The sequence below is a fragment of the Streptomyces sp. cg36 genome (assembly GCF_041080675.1).
GTDB lineage: Bacteria > Actinomycetota > Actinomycetes > Streptomycetales > Streptomycetaceae > Streptomyces.
On the sequence record NZ_CP163520.1, the window covers coordinates 2,296,370 to 2,310,348 of the forward strand.

Annotated in this window: 14 protein-coding genes; 3 read left to right on the plus strand and 11 right to left on the minus strand. The window is 71.7% G+C overall.

Annotation, left to right across the window (positions count from 1 at the left end; translation table 11 throughout):
- Positions 1-29 precede the first annotated feature (29 nt).
- Entirely contained in the window at positions 30-1,001 is a 972-nt protein-coding gene (locus AB5J87_RS10055) for an LLM class flavin-dependent oxidoreductase (protein ID WP_369376037.1), read from the plus strand.
- 41 nt (positions 1,002-1,042) lie between these two features.
- Here the strand turns inward: AB5J87_RS10055 and AB5J87_RS10060 are convergent, their stop codons facing one another.
- The 4 genes from AB5J87_RS10060 to AB5J87_RS10075 all read right to left on the minus strand — a co-directional run bounded on the left by AB5J87_RS10060 (position 1,043) and on the right by AB5J87_RS10075 (position 7,323).
- The gene (locus tag AB5J87_RS10060) at positions 1,043-2,461 is read right to left on the minus strand and encodes a sugar porter family MFS transporter (protein WP_369376038.1); all 1,419 of its coding nucleotides are present in this window, start codon (positions 2,459-2,461) and stop codon (positions 1,043-1,045) included.
- Positions 2,462-2,668: 207 nt separating this feature from the next.
- Complete coding sequence (smc, locus tag AB5J87_RS10065) at positions 2,669-6,229, minus strand: chromosome segregation protein SMC (RefSeq protein ID WP_369376039.1); 3,561 nt, start codon at positions 6,227-6,229, stop codon at positions 2,669-2,671.
- A 209-nt stretch (positions 6,230-6,438) separates the two neighbouring features.
- The gene (locus tag AB5J87_RS10070; RefSeq protein ID WP_188275291.1) at positions 6,439-6,657 is read right to left on the minus strand and encodes a hypothetical protein; all 219 of its coding nucleotides are present in this window, start codon (positions 6,655-6,657) and stop codon (positions 6,439-6,441) included.
- A gap of 384 nt (positions 6,658-7,041) precedes the next feature.
- Positions 7,042-7,323, minus strand: a complete 282-nt coding sequence (locus AB5J87_RS10075; RefSeq protein ID WP_369376040.1) for an acylphosphatase — start codon at positions 7,321-7,323, stop codon at positions 7,042-7,044.
- Between the two features lie 185 nt (positions 7,324-7,508).
- Here AB5J87_RS10075 and AB5J87_RS10080 point away from each other — a divergent pair, with 185 nt between their 5' ends.
- Together AB5J87_RS10080 and AB5J87_RS10085 are read left to right on the plus strand one after the other, a co-directional pair.
- Positions 7,509-8,348, plus strand: a complete 840-nt coding sequence (locus AB5J87_RS10080; RefSeq protein ID WP_369376041.1) for a CAP domain-containing protein — start codon at positions 7,509-7,511, stop codon at positions 8,346-8,348.
- A gap of 143 nt (positions 8,349-8,491) precedes the next feature.
- A complete protein-coding gene (locus tag AB5J87_RS10085) occupies positions 8,492-8,908 on the plus strand; it encodes a winged helix-turn-helix transcriptional regulator (protein ID WP_369376042.1) in 417 nt (138 codons plus the stop codon).
- Here the strand turns inward: AB5J87_RS10085 and mutM are convergent.
- From mutM to rsmD, 7 genes are all read right to left on the minus strand, one after another.
- Positions 8,881-9,765 carry a bifunctional DNA-formamidopyrimidine glycosylase/DNA-(apurinic or apyrimidinic site) lyase gene (mutM, locus tag AB5J87_RS10090; protein ID WP_369376043.1) on the minus strand — a complete coding sequence of 295 codons (885 nt, stop codon included), beginning with the start codon at positions 9,763-9,765 and terminating at the stop codon, positions 8,881-8,883. The two genes, AB5J87_RS10085 and mutM, sit on opposite strands and share 28 nt — an antisense overlap.
- A gap of 112 nt (positions 9,766-9,877) precedes the next feature.
- A complete protein-coding gene (gene rnc, locus AB5J87_RS10095; protein WP_369376044.1) occupies positions 9,878-10,711 on the minus strand; it encodes a ribonuclease III in 834 nt (277 codons plus the stop codon).
- 19 nt (positions 10,712-10,730) lie between these two features.
- A complete protein-coding gene (gene rpmF, locus AB5J87_RS10100; protein WP_101390332.1) occupies positions 10,731-10,904 on the minus strand; it encodes a 50S ribosomal protein L32 in 174 nt (57 codons plus the stop codon).
- Between the two features lie 2 nt (positions 10,905-10,906).
- Entirely contained in the window at positions 10,907-11,593 is a 687-nt protein-coding gene (locus tag AB5J87_RS10105; RefSeq protein ID WP_369376045.1) for a DUF177 domain-containing protein, read from the minus strand.
- 112 nt (positions 11,594-11,705) lie between these two features.
- Positions 11,706-12,770 carry a DivIVA domain-containing protein gene (locus AB5J87_RS10110; RefSeq protein ID WP_369376046.1) on the minus strand — a complete coding sequence of 355 codons (1,065 nt, stop codon included), beginning with the start codon at positions 12,768-12,770 and terminating at the stop codon, positions 11,706-11,708.
- A 96-nt stretch (positions 12,771-12,866) separates the two neighbouring features.
- Positions 12,867-13,349, minus strand: coding sequence for a pantetheine-phosphate adenylyltransferase (gene coaD, locus AB5J87_RS10115; RefSeq protein ID WP_369383454.1), 483 nt, complete (start codon positions 13,347-13,349; stop codon positions 12,867-12,869).
- Positions 13,350-13,369: 20 nt separating this feature from the next.
- Positions 13,370-13,954, minus strand: coding sequence for a 16S rRNA (guanine(966)-N(2))-methyltransferase RsmD (gene rsmD / locus AB5J87_RS10120; protein ID WP_369376047.1), 585 nt, complete (start codon positions 13,952-13,954; stop codon positions 13,370-13,372).
- Positions 13,955-13,979 lie beyond the last annotated feature (25 nt).

Here is a 13,979-nt window from a genome sequence, read left to right on the forward strand (position 1 = left end):
GATCCAGCCCGGCGGAGGGGGACTTTCGCATGCCGTTCACGGTCGTCCGCATGAACCTGGTGGCCCCGCAGGAGCCGCCCGAGGCCCTGTCGGCCCGCTACCGCGCCGCCGTGGAGATGGCCGCGTACGCCGACGCGCACGGCGTCGACACCATCCAGACCGAGGAGCACCACGGCGCCGAGAACGGCTGGCTGCCCTCGCCCTTCACCTTCGCGGGCGCGGTGTTCGGCGCGACGAGCCGGATCGCGGTCACCGTCTCGGCGGTCATCGGGCCGCTGCACGACCCACTGCGGCTCGCCGAGGACATCGCGGTGCTCGACCTCGTCGGCGGCGGCCGGCTGGTCACGGTCGCGGGGATCGGCTACCGGCCCGCGGAGTACGAGCGGGCGGGCGTGGAGTGGGGCCGGCGCGGCCGGATCCAGGACCGGCTCCTGGAGACGCTGCTGAAGGCGTGGACGGGCGAGCCGTTCGCGTACGAGGGCCGCACGGTGCGGGTCACCCCGCGGCCCTTCACCCAGCCGCATCCCCTGCTGCTGGTCGGCGGCTCGTCCCGGGCGGCGGCGCGGCGGGCGGCGCGGCTGGGGCTGCCGTTCTTCCCCAGCGCGCACCTGCCGGAGCTGGAGGCGTACTACCGCGAGCAGCTGGCCGCCCACGGCACCGAGGGCTGGACGATGATGCCCGGCGAGCGGACGCCCCTGCTGCATCTGAGCGAGGACCCGGACCGGGCCTGGGCGCTGTACGGGGAGCACTTCCTGCACGAGGCGCGCACCTACGCGTCCTGGCAGTCCAAGGACATCCGCTCGGCGGTGCGGTCGGCGGCCACCACGGTCGGGGAGCTGCGGGCCGAGGGCGTCTACCGGATCGTGACGCCCGAGGAGTGCGCGGCGCTGGGCGCCGAGAGCCTGGTGCTGCATCCGCTGTGCGGCGGGATGCCGGTGGAGGAGGGCTGGCGCAGCCTGCGCCTGTTCACGGACGACGTACTGCCCCGGCTCCATGGGTGAGCCGGGGCAGTACGGGTGCCGAGGAGAGGGGGCAGCGGGGTTTAGCCCATCTCCTCCAACGCCTTGCCCTTGGTCTCCTTCACGTACTTCAGTACGAAGGGGATCGAGAGGGCGGCGAAGACCGTGTAGATCACATAGGTGACGGAGAGGTTCCAGTCGGCCAGCGACGGGAAGCTCGCGGTGATGGCCCAGTTGGCGATCCACTGGGCGGAGGCGGCGACGCCCAGGGCCGCCGCGCGGATCCGGTTCGGGAACATCTCACCGAGGAAGACCCAGACCACCACGCCCCAGGAGAGGGCGAAGAAGAGCACGAAGACATGGGCGGCGACCAGGGCGACCCAGCCCTGGGTGGCCGGGAGCTTGCCGTCGACCAGGTCGTACGAGAAGGCCCACGCCTCCAGCGCGAGACCGACGACCATGCCGACGGAGCCGATGAGCGCCAGCGGCTTGCGGCCGATCCGGTCGACGAAGATCATCGCGATCACGGTGCCGATGATGTTGATGATCGACGTGGTGAACGAGTAGAAGAACGACTCCGTCGGGTCGACGCCGACCGACTGCCACAGCGTGGAGGAGTAGTAGAACGCCACGTTGATGCCGACGAACTGCTGGAAGACCGAGAGGCCGATGCCGATCCAGACGATCGGCTTGAAGAAGAACGAGCCCCCGAGCAGGTCCTTGAAGGACGACTTGTGCTCGCTCTTCATGGCGTGCTCGATCTCGGCGACGCGCGCGTCCAGGTCGATGTGGTCGCCCTCGACCTCGCGCAGCACCTCGCGGGCGCGCTCGTCGCGGCCGGCCGAGATCAGGAAGCGGGGCGACTCCGGGATGGCGAAGGAGAGCAGACCGTACAGCAGGGCGGGGATGATCATCACGCCGAGCATGACCTGCCACGCCTCCAGGCCCATCAGCTTTCCGCGCTGGTCGCCGTCGGCGGCGTTGAGGATGCCCCAGTTGACGAGCTGCGAGATGGCGATGCCGATGACGATGGCGGCCTGCTGGAAGGAGCCGAGCCGGCCGCGGTAGGCGGGCGGGGCGACCTCGGCGATGTAGGCGGGGCCGATGACCGAGGCCATGCCGATGGCGAAGCCGCCGATGATGCGCCAGAACGCCAGGTCCCACAGGGCGAACGGGAGCGCGGAGCCGACGGCGCTGATGGTGAAGAGCACGGAGGCGATCTGCATGCAGCGGATGCGGCCGATGCGGTCGGCGATGCGGCCCGCGGTGGCGGCGCCGATGGCGCAGCCGATCAGTGCGATCGCGATGACCTGGGCGAGCGCCGCGGAGCCGATGTCGTAGCGGCTCCTGATGGCCTCGACGGCACCGTTGATGACGGCGCTGTCGTAACCGAAGAGGAAGCCGCCCATCGCTGCCGCCGCCGCGATGAACACGACATGGGCGAGGTGCTCGGGATGTGCCGCGCGGGCTCCCGAGGCCGGTGGCTGCGTAGTGCTGGTCACGTGAACTCCTGGGGCCGCCCGGCAGCGTCGCCGGGCGTTGGGGGCACTTCAAGTGGCGCACAACTTCGGGTCACCCACCACTTGAAGGTAAAAGCAACGTTGCAGAGACTATGCCTTCAAGTTTCGAAGTCAATAGGGGGAGAGATGTGAGTTGAGCGACCCGTATGTGTCGCGCTTGTTCAAGTCTTGAAGATGAATTAGCGGCGACTAGCGAAGGCGCTGGCTGATGACCTTGGAGACGCCGTCGCCCTGCATGGACACGCCGTACAGCGCGTCCGCGACCTCCATCGTCCGCTTCTGGTGCGTGATCACGATCAGCTGCGAGGACTCCTGGAGCTCCTGCATGATCCGGATGAGGCGCTGGAGGTTGGTGTCGTCGAGCGCCGCCTCCACCTCGTCCATCACGTAGAAGGGGCTGGGCCGCGCCTTGAAGATCGACACGAGCAGCGCCACCGCCGTCAGCGACCGCTCACCGCCCGAGAGCAGCGAGAGCCGCTTGACCTTCTTGCCCGGCGGCCGTGCCTCCACGTCCACACCGGTGGCGAGCATGTCGGAGGGGTCGGTCAGGATCAGCCGCCCCTCGCCGCCCGGGAAGAGCCGGGCGAAGACGCCCTCGAACTCCCGGGCCGTGTCCCGGTACGCCTCGGTGAAGACCTGCTCGACCCGCTCGTCCACCTCCTTCACCACCTGAAGAAGGTCGGCACGCGTCTTCTTCAGGTCCTCCAGCTGCTCCGAGAGGAACTGGTGCCGCTCCTCCAGCGCCGCGAACTCCTCCAGCGCGAGCGGGTTGACCTTTCCCAGCTGCTGGTACGCCCGTTCGGCTGACCTCAGTCGTTTCTCCTGATCCGCGCGGTCGAAACCCCTCGGCCGGTTGCGCGGGTGGTCCGGGTCCTCGGGCAGCTCCTCCCCCTCGGCGGCCGGGGACGGCGGCACCGGCTGGTCCGGGCCGTACTCGGCCACCAGAGCGGCCGGCTCCACCCCCAGCTCCTCCAGCGCCCTCGTCTCCAGCTGCTCGATCCGCATCCGCTTCTCGGCACCGAGCACCTCGCCCCGGTGCACCGAATCCGTCAGCTTGTCGAGCTCGCCCTTGAGGTCGCGCCCGGCCGTCCGGGCCGCCGCCAGCTCCACCTCGCGCGCGGCCTTCGCGGCCTCGGCGGCGGCCCGCTCCCGCTCGGCCCGCACGACCGACACCTCGACGTGGGCCAGCAGGGTCCGCGCGCCCGCCGCCACGGCCGCCGCCACCTCGGCCTCGTGGCGCAGCCTGCTGCGGCGCTCCTGCGCGCGGGCGCGGGCCTCGCGCTCGGCGCGGGCGCCCCGGTCGAGCGCGTCGGCCCGCCCGGCCAGGCCCTTGACCCGCTCCTCGTGCGTACGCAGCTGGAGGCGGGCCTCCATCTCGGTCTGGCGGGCGTTGGCGCCGTCGGCGGCGAGCCGGTCGCGCACCGCGGTGTCCGGCTCCTCCTCCACCGGCATCTCCTCGGCCACCAGCAGCCGCTCGGTGAGCTCCTCGGCCTCCTCCAGCGCCCTCTCCAGCGCCTCCTGGGCGCGGGCCGCCGCGGCGGCCGTGCGCTCGGCCTCCCCGGCGGCCCCCCGGGCCTGTCCGGCGAGCCGTCCCAGCTGCTGGGCGACGGCCGACTTCTCGCGCTCGGCCGCCCGGCGCCGCTCCCCCAGCTCCTCCCCGCGCGCGGCGCACTCGGCGCGCAGCTCGCCCGCGGCCCGCTCGGCCGCGGCCAGTTCCTCGCAGCGCACGGCGAGGTCGGCGAGCTCGGCCGCCGCCTCGTCCACGGACGCCTGCACCTCCAGCAGGCTCGGCGCCCCGGCGGAGCCGCCCTGCGCGAAGTGCGCGCCCAGCAGATCGCCCTCGGCGGTGACGGCGGTCAGCGCGGGGTGCGCGTAGACCAGCTCCTCGGCCTCCTCCAGGGTGCCCACGACCACCACACCGCGCAGCAACCGCCGTACGGCGGGCAGCAGTTCACCGGGACCGCGCACCAGGTCTGCGGCGGCGGGGGGCCCGCCCGGCCGCACCGGCTGCGGCTCCTCCTCCGGCCCCGGCAACCCGCCCACCAGCAGTGCGGCCCGGCCCCCGTCCTGCTTGCGCAGCAGCCGGATCGCCTCGGCGGCGGTGGCGGGACCCGAGACCGCGACGGCGTCGGCCGCGGCTCCCAGGGCCGCCGCCACCGCGACCTCGTGGCCGGGCACCACGGTGAGCAGGGCGGCGGCGGGCCCGAGCAGCCCGGTCAGCGTGTCCCGGGCGGCGAGCAGCGCGCCCGTGCCGTCCTTGCGGCGCAGCCCGAGCGCCAGCGCGTCGTGGCGGGCGGCCACGGCGGCACGTTTCCTCTCGGCGGCCGTCGCCGCCTCCCGGGCCGCGCCCAGCGCCGACTCGGCCTCGGCGAGCTCGCGCCTGGCCCGCTCATGGGCCTCGCCGAGCTCGTGGTCGTCCGCGTCCAGGCCGTCGACCTCGGCCTTCAGCTGCTCGTACTCCTCCTGGGCCAGCGCCGCCCGCTCGCCCGCCTCGTCGCGCGCCGACGCCAGCCGGTCGATCTCCGCCTGCGCCGAACCCGCCCTGCTCCGCGCCGCGTTGACCTGTCCGTGCAGTCGCGCCAGACCCTCGCGCCGGTCCGCGATGGCCCGGGCCACATCCTTCAAACGACGCTCTTCGAGCGCGAGTTCCCGCTCCAGCTCGGCGCGGTGGGAGGCGGTGTCCTCCAGGGCCCGCTCGGCCGCCTCGCGGGCCGCCTCCAGCTCCGCCTCCTGCTCGCGGATGCGGGCGGCCTCGCGCTCCATGTCCTCGGGGTCGCGCCCGCGCCGCTCCTCCGGGGGCTGGGCGGTGGCGCTCGTGACCCGGGCGTCGGCGAGCGAGACGGTGCCGCGCACCCGCTCGGCCAGCTGCGACAGCTCGTACCAGGTCTGCTGGGCGCTCCCCAGGCGCGGCGCCAGGGCGCGCACCTCCTCCTCCAGTGCGGCCTCGCGCGCGAGGGCGGCCCGCAGCTCGCTCTCGGCGCCGTCCTTGCGGCGCTTGAGCTCCGCCTCGTCCGCGATCTCGGCGTTCAGCGCCTCGCGCAGCCGGACCAGGTCGTCGGCGAGCAGGCGCAGCCGGGCGTCGCGCAGATCGGCCTGGATGACGGCGGCCCGGCGGGCGACGGCGGCCTGCCGTCCCAGCGGCTTGAGCTGGCGGCGCAGTTCGTCGGTGAGGTCCTGCACGCGCGCGAGGTTGGCCTTCATCGCGTCGAGCTTGCGCAGCGCCTTCTCCTTGCGCTTGCGGTGCTTGAGGACGCCCGCGGCCTCCTCGATGAAGGCGCGGCGCCCCATCGGGTCGGCGTGCAGCACCGAGTCGAGCTGGCCCTGCCCGACGATGACGTGCATCTCGCGCCCGATGCCGGAGTCGGAGAGCAGCTCCTGGATGTCGAGCAGCCGGCAGGTCTCGCCGTTGATCTGGTACTCGCTGCTGCCGCCCCGGAACATGATCCGGGTGATGGTGACTTCGGCGTAGTCGATGGGCAGGGCGCCGTCGGAGTTGTCGATGGTGAGGGAGACCTCGGCGCGGCCCAGCGGCGGGCGGCCGGTCGTCCCGGCGAAGATGACGTCCTCCATCTTGCCGCCGCGCAGCGACTTGGCGCCCTGCTCGCCCATGACCCAGGACAGCGCGTCCACCACGTTGGACTTGCCCGAGCCGTTGGGGCCCACCACACAGGTGATGCCGGGCTCGAACTTCAGAGTCGTCGCGGAAGCGAATGATTTGAAACCGCGCAGGGTGAGGGCCTTGAGGTGCACGCCGTCGGACTCTACTCTGCGGGCCCCGCCCAGCCCCGGGAAGGCGCCGTCGCGGCGGTTTCACCACTGGACACGCAGGGCACATCAGACAAGAAGAAGAGGTGGCCGACAGGAGTGCCAAGAAAGAAGGGACGCCAAAAGCGTCCCTTGCATATCTATCTCGGGAGAGTGGATCTCACCTCTGCGCCCACCGGGGGTCCGGCACAGAATCAGGTGAGCGCAGGCTCCGCCTGGGGTACGTCGATGTCGATGCCTTCGAGCAGCGAGTCGCCGTGGTGCGAAGCAACGGCAGCGGACAGCGCGTCCTTCTCGGACTGGATCCGTACGAGCTCGGACTCAAGGTCCTGGACACGCTGCTGGAGCCGTCGCATCTCGGCGAGGAGTCGCGGGTCGGAACCGCCGACGTAACCGAGAAGCGCCTTTGCCATGATGGATGGTCCTCCACAATGAGTGACCGACCGAAGCGGTGTGGGTCGTGAGGGATTCGCACCCGCGGTGCTTGGACTTCGACTGCGGTTCTTCATGCCAAACAGCTAAGGTGCGCGGGGCTTCCAGCGTCTCACCAAAAAGTTTGACGGTCAACACGATCACGCCCCGTATCGGCGGGCAATCCGGGGGCCGTTCGGCCGGAACGCGTCCGGCGGGGGCCTCTCCGCGGAGCCCTGGGGGCGTGGAGATCATCCTTCTAGCGGCAGCCTTGCACGCCCGGCCGCGATTGGCAACAACGAAGTCCTACGAGGTCAGGGGCATCGGGTCCGAACCGACTCACCAGTACGGACCCCTCGCGCCCCCGCGCCCCCTCGACCGCCCCCCTAGCGGATCGCGAAGCCGTCGTAGCCGCCGCGGGCCACGTCCCAGATCTCGGTGACCCCGTCGACCCGGCCGGGTGTGTCGCCCTCGCGCAGCCACACCAGCAGACGGTGGCAATTCTCACGTGGACCCTCGGCCACGACCTGCACCCGGCCGTCGTCGAGGTTGAGGGCGAAGCCGACCAGGCCGCCGATCTCCAAAGCGTTTGCCCTGGTGAACCAGCGGAAGCCCACTCCCTGTACTCGGCCGCGCACCCAGGCGGTGATCCGTACATCTTCGTTCATGGCTGCACGCTAACCGGCCAATAGCTCACGGAGCACTTCGCCCTCTCCCGTCATGGCGTACAGTCCCGACGCAATGAGCCTCACCCGTTCGGACCAGCGTCCGGCGCCCCGAGCGGGCGCGTGGGGCCGCGAACCACAGCACACGCACATGAACCACAGCACCTGCACATGAGGGAGGCCCGCAGATGGGACGTCATCGTCGCGCCGCCGAGCCCCGCGGCAAGCGGCCCGTCGTGCCCGTGCGCACCGGACTGCTCGGCGCCTCCGCCGCGGTCGCGGTGGGCGCCGTCGCCATAGCCTCCGGCCTGCTGCCGGGCGGCTCCACCTTCGAGCTCAACGGCGGCAGCGCCAAGGAGCACGTACAGGCGGACGGCGCCTCCGACCTGCGCCAGCAGGGCGGCGAGGCGGTGAAGCCGACCAGCGCGGCCCCCTCGACGCCCAGCGCCGTCCCCTCCACTCCGCACTCCCCCTCGGTCGCCCCCTCCTCCCCGGCCGCTCCCTCCAAGGCCCCGTCGGCCGCGCCGACCCCCAGCCAGGAGAAGTCCGGGCCCGCCGCACCGGCCGAGCCCAAGACGCAGGCCCCGGCCGCGCCCCCCGCCAAGCGGTCGGTGGTGCCCGCGCCGCAGCAGGTCAAGGCGCCCACCGCCGAGGCCGCCGCCGCGGCGACCGTCGTCTCGCTGGTCAACCAGCAGCGCGCACAGGCCGGCTGCTCACCGCTGAAGGCGGACGCCTCGCTGGCCGCGCTGGCCACGGCGTTCAGCGACGACATGGCGGCCCGCGGCTTCTTCGACCACACCGACCCGGACGGCAAGAGCCCCTGGGACCGGGCCGCGAAGGCGGGCATCGGCAATCTGGGCGGCGAGAACATCGCGCGCGGCCAGGCCGACGCCAAGGCCGTGATGGAGGCGTGGATGAACAGCCCCGGCCATCGCGCGAACATCCTGAACTGCGACTACAAGACGCTGGGCGTCGGAGTGCACTTCGGCGAGGGCGGCCCCTGGTGGACGCAGGACTTCGGCTTCTGAGCGGACGGGTCCGGCGGATCTGACGGGCCCGGCGGGCCTGAAGGACCTGACAGGTCTGACGGATCCCCGGTTCCGACCGGCCCCACCCCACACGAGACAGCGCTAACTTCTGGTGAGCGCTGTCTCGTCGTATGGTGAGGAACATGGAAGAGACCGCCACCGCCGACCCCGCGGAACCCCTGGACCCCGTGGACCTGCCGTTCGACGTCTTCAGCAAGGCATGCCCCTCGCGCGCCACCCTGGAGCACGTCACCGGCCGCTGGGGCGGTCTCGCCCTGGGCGCGCTCCACGAGGGGAGCCACCGCTTCAACGAACTGCGGCGGCGGGTCGACGGCGTGAGCGAGAAGATGCTCTCCCAGACGCTCCAGGCGCTGGAGCGCGACGGTCTGGTGCACCGCGAGGCCCAGCCCACCAACCCGCCGCGCGTCGACTACACCCTCACCCCGCTGGGCCATGAGATCGCCGGGCGGCTGCTGGACCTGATCCACCTCATGGAGGACCGGATGCCCTCGGTCCTCGAAGCGCGCGAACGCTACGACGCGGCGCGCGGCGCCCGCTGACAGCGCGGGCAGAAGTAGCTCGACCGGTTCATCCACGGGCGCCGGCGCATCGGCGTCCCGCACCGGTGGCACGGCTCGCCCTCGCGCCCGTACGCGTCGAGCGAGCGGTCGAAGTACCCCGACTCCCCGTTCACATTGACGTAGAGGCTGTCGAAGCTGGTGCCGCCGACCGCCAGGGCCGCGTTCATCACGTCCCGGGCGTGGCCGAGCAGTTCGGCGGACTTGGCGCGGGTCAGGGTCGAAGTGGGGCGCTCGTAGTGCAGCTTGGCGCGCCACAGCGCCTCGTCGGCGTAGATGTTGCCGACGCCGCTGATCAGCGACTGGTCGAGGAGGGCGCGCTTGACGGTGGTGCGCCGCAGCCGCAGCGCGGCGAAGAACGCCTCGTCGTCGAAGAGTTCGTCCAGCGGGTCGCGCGCGATGTGGGCGATGACGTCGGGCAGCCCGTCGGGGGTGGTGTCGTGCAGCGAGAGGCCGCCGAAGGTCCGCTGGTCGACGAAGCGCAGCTCGGTCCCGCCCGCCACGACACCCGCCGTCGCCGCGGTGTCCTGGAACCGCACCCGGATCCGCAGGTGCTTCTCGTCGGGGGCGCCCCCGGGCTGCACCAGCAGCTGCCCGCTCATCCCGAGGTGCCCGAGCACCGCCTGGCCGGTGTCCCCCAGCGGCAGCCACAGATATTTGCCGCGTCGGCGCGCGACCCCGACGCGCTGGCCCTTGAGCCGGGCGGCGAAGTCGTCACCGCCCGCCGGATGCCGCCGCACGGCACGCGGATGCAGCACCTCGACACCATCGACGACCCGCCCGGCAACCCACCGCTCAAGCCCCCGCCGCACCACTTCGACCTCGGGCAGTTCGGGCACGGGACTCCTTGGGAGGGCACGGGACGGGGTGCCCGAAGCGTATCCCGCGCGGGGCCCGGCGCGGGAAAAAATCCCCGCCGCACCGAAGCGCGACGGGGATCGAGGAAGAGGCTCAGGCGACCGGCCCGGCGGCGGGGGTCGGCGTCCCGCCTTCGGGTTCGGTGACGCCGGCCTCGGCTTCCGCCTTGGCCTTCGCCAGCCGCTCCTCGGCGGACGCGCTGATCGCGCGCCATGCCGACTCCGCGGCCTGCTGCTCCGCTTCCTTCTTGCTGCGGCCGGTGCCGGTGCCGTACGAGACACCACCGACGCGGGCGGCAGCAGTGAAGGTCTTCTCGTGGTCGGGACCCGTCTCCGAGACCAGGTACTCGGGAACACCGAGACCTTCGGCCGCGGTGAGCTCCTGGAGACTGGTCTTCCAGTCCAGGCCGGCCCCGAGGTTCGAGGACTTCTCGATCAGGGGGTCGAAGAGCCGGTGGACGAGCTCGGAAGCCGCCTCCAGACCCTGGTCCAGATAGACCGCGCCGATCACCGCTTCGAGGGTGTCGGCGAGGATGGACGCCTTGTCCCGGCCGCCCGTGCCCTCTTCGCCCCGGCCGAGCCGGATGAAGGAGCCGAGTTCGAGCCCACGGCCCACCTGAGCCAGCGCACGAGAGTTGACCACCGCGGCCCGGAGCTTGGCCAGCTGGCCTTCCGGGAGGTCGGGGTGGGTGCGGTACAGCGTGTCGGTGACGACCAGGCCGAGCACGGAGTCCCCGAGGAACTCCAGCCGCTCGTTGGTCGGCAGACCGCCGTTCTCGTACGCGTACGAACGGTGGGTCAGCGCACGCACCAGAAGGGCGGACTCAAGGTGATACCCGAGCCGCCCTTCCAGAAGCGTGTGGGACGAGGCCGAGTTGTTGTCGCTGTTGCCCGCCTTCTTGGCGTTGGCATTCGACGAATCAGACATCGAGCCTCTCACCGGCCGCTCAGACTTCGAGGACCTGGCGCTTGTTGTAGGTGCCGCAGCTCGGGCACGCGATGTGCTGCTGCTTCGGCTCCTGGCAACGCTCACACGTAACCAGGGTGGGGACCGCAGCCTTCCACTGCGACCGGCGGTGGCGCGTGTTGCTGCGCGACATCTTCCGCTTCGGAACAGCCACGGCTACTTCTCCTGCTTCTCGGCGGCTTGCTGCACGTCAGAGGCAGTGCCGCTCATGTTGTCCTTCTCGCCGTCCTGGATGGTCCCGGCGAGTCCTTGCAGTGCCGCCCAACGGATGTCGACGGCATCGTGGTGGTGGTCGGGGTCGTCCTCTAGCCTGAATCCACAGGTGGAACACAGGCCGAGGCAGGTCTCCCGGCACACCGGCTGCATCGGCAGTGCGAGCACCACCGCATCGCGCAGCACGGGCTCGAGGTCGAAAAGTCCGTCCTCGAGCGGGATGACGTCCTCGTCCTCGGCGTCGTCGGCCGGCTCCGCCTGCTTGCTGCGGCCCCGGTCGTCGGCGTCAGGGTACGAGAACAGCTCCTGGAAGTCCGCGTCGAGCGCGAGCTCGAGCGGCTCCAGACACCTTACGCACTCACCCTCGGCCGATGCACGGGCGGTGCCTGTGACAAGCACCCCTTCCATGACCGACTCCAGGCGGAGCTCGATCTCCACGGGCGCGCCCAGGGGCACTCCCACGACGCCGTCGATCCCGAGATCGGCGGGCGCCTCGACCGTGCGGGAGATCCGCTGGAGGGCACCGGGACGCCGGCCCAGCTCGTGCGTGTCGAACACGAGGGGGTTGCGGTGGTCGAGGTGCGTGCTCAGGGTTCTTACCGCTTTCGGATCGTGGAGGGTGGCCGCCATGCGGCGCCGTGGGTGCGGCGCTGCGCGGGCAGCGTTGATCGCGGACGTACGCGCGACCGAAGAGCCAGGATACTGGACGGGCCGCGATTGGCCCAATCCGGGCCCCGGCCGGCTAGCGGCCCTGCTCGTACTGCCGCAGCTGTTCGAGGTCGATCATGCTCGTGTCGAACAGGCTGGTCTCGTCCAGGGCGCCCTGCGGCGGGTGCGCGGGCTGCGGCGGGACGGGCTGCTGGGCGTGCTGGGCGTACGCCTGCTGGTCGTAGCCGTAGGGGTCGTGCTGGGGCTGCTGGTCGTAGCCGTACGGGGCGTACTGCTGCTGGGGCTGCTGGTAGCCGTACGGGTCCTGCTGGACGGGCGCCTGCTGGCCGTAGCCGTACGGGTCGTAGACCTGCTGGGCGGGCACCTGGACCTGCGGGGCCGGGGCGGCGGGAGCCGGCTGGGGGTCGGCCAGCTCGGCCAGGCCCGCCAGGTAGTCGGCGTCGCTGGTGTGGCCGCCGCCGAGCGCCCCCGCCGCGTCCTGGGCCGCCATGTGGGCGCCCAGCTCGTCGGTGGCGATCCGGCCGTGCAGGGTCTCCCGGCCCCGGCCGACGGCCTCCAGGGTCTTGGCCAGCACGGCCTCGAAGGCGCCGAGCTTGGCGTCCACGTACTCGTCGGCGCGGGCGATCAGGGTGCCCGGGTCGGCGCTGTACTCGGGGGCGTCCTCGTCGGCGCGGCCCTGCTCGTCGAGGCCGGGGCCCCGGCCGAGCAGCTTCTCGCGGCCCCGGTCGACCGAGCCGATCGTCTTGGTGAGGACGACCTCGAAGTTGGCGAGCTTGGAGTCGACGTAGTCGTCGGCCTCGGCGCGGATCTCGTCGGCCTCGCGCTTGGCGTCGGCGAGGATGCGGTCCGCCTCGTCCTGGGACTGCCGGGCCACGGCCGTGTCGGAGATCAGCGTGCCGCGCTGGGCGTGCGCGGACTCGATGATCCGCTCGGCCTCCTGGCGGGCCTGCTCGACCAGCTGCTCACGGCCGCCGATCAGCTCCTGGGCCTGGGCGAGCGAGCCGGGCAGGGCCTCGCGCACCTCCTCCAGGAGCGCGAGCAGCTCGGCGCGGTTGACCACGCACGAGGCCGACATGGGCATGGAGCGGGCACCGGCGACGACGTCGACGATCTCGTCCAGCTTCTTCTGCACGTCCACCGTGGGCTCGCCACTCTCTACGACTGGTTGGGAGACGGACGGGACGACTGTAAGGCCAGTCGCGCCCCTCCCGACACCAGGTGACGGACCGTCAGCTCAGCGCCGCTCGGCGATCCGCGCCACCAGCGCGTCGTGGACGGTGGCGGGCAGCAGGTGGGAGACGTCCCCGCCCCACGCCGCGACCTCCTTGACCAGCGACGACGACAGGAAGCTGTAGGTCGGGTTGGTCGGCACGAACAGGGTCTCGACACCCGAGAGCCCGTTGTTCATCTGGGCCATCTGGAGCTCGTAGTCGAAGTCGCTGACCGCGCGGAGCCCCTTCACGATGGCGGGGATGTCGCGCTGCTTGCAGAAGTCGACCAGCAGGCCGTGGAAGGACTCCACCTCGACGTTGCCGAGACCGGCCGTCACCTCGCGGATCAGCTCGATCCGCTCGTCGATGGAGAAGAGGCCCTTCTTGGACTGATTGATCATCACCGCGACGTGTACGACGTCGTACAGCTTGGAGGCGCGGGCGATGATGTCGAGGTGTCCATTGGTGATGGGGTCGAAAGACCCCGGACAGACGGCGCGGCGCAACTGAAGTCCCTCGCTCCCGGTCATGGTGCGTCTTCGCACGTAGAGGCGGCGCGACCGTACCAAAGCGTGCCCTCGCCGTAGCGACGGGCCCGCAGCGGGTCGAACCCCCGCGGCCAGCCGAATTCCCCGCCTCTGGTGCTGCGCTCCACGGTGACCAGGCACTCGTCGGCGAGCCAGCCCCCCGTGCGGAGTGTGAGGAGGATCTCCCGAAGATCGTCATCCGTGACCGCATACGGCGGGTCGAGAAAGACCACGTCAAAGGGGGTTTCCGGAGCGGGGCCCGCAGCGATCTGCTCCGCTTTCCCGTTACGCACCTCGGCGCCCGGAAGGCCCAGTACGCGCACATTGTCGCGGACGGTCTTCACGGCCCTGGCGTCCGCCTCGACCAGCAGCGCGTGCGCGGCGCCGCGCGAGAGCGCCTCCAGGCCGACCGCGCCCGAGCCCGCGTACAGATCCGCGACCCGGATGCCCTCCAGGGTGCCGAGCAGGGCCTCCCAGGTGGAGAAGAGGCCCTCGCGCGCCCGGTCGGAGGTGGGGCGGGTGCCGTTGCCCGGCGGTACGGCCAGGCGGCGTCCGCCGGCCCGGCCGGCGATCACGCGGGTCATCTGAGTCCTTGTCGCTCTACGTACG

Coding starts and splice junctions, on each gene's coding strand:
- AB5J87_RS10055 (WP_369376037.1), top strand. CDS start 30: ATGCCGTTCACGGTCGTCCGCATGAACCTGGTGGCCCCGCAGGAGCCG.
- AB5J87_RS10070 (WP_188275291.1), bottom strand. CDS start 6,657: ATGGCAAAGGCGCTTCTCGGTTACGTCGGCGGTTCCGACCCGCGACTC.
- AB5J87_RS10075 (WP_369376040.1), bottom strand. CDS start 7,323: ATGAACGAAGATGTACGGATCACCGCCTGGGTGCGCGGCCGAGTACAG.
- AB5J87_RS10080 (WP_369376041.1), top strand. CDS start 7,509: ATGGGACGTCATCGTCGCGCCGCCGAGCCCCGCGGCAAGCGGCCCGTC.
- AB5J87_RS10085 (WP_369376042.1), top strand. CDS start 8,492: ATGGAAGAGACCGCCACCGCCGACCCCGCGGAACCCCTGGACCCCGTG.
- rnc (WP_369376044.1), bottom strand. CDS start 10,711: ATGTCTGATTCGTCGAATGCCAACGCCAAGAAGGCGGGCAACAGCGAC.
- AB5J87_RS10105 (WP_369376045.1), bottom strand. CDS start 11,593: ATGGCGGCCACCCTCCACGATCCGAAAGCGGTAAGAACCCTGAGCACG.
- rsmD (WP_369376047.1), bottom strand. CDS start 13,954: ATGACCCGCGTGATCGCCGGCCGGGCCGGCGGACGCCGCCTGGCCGTA.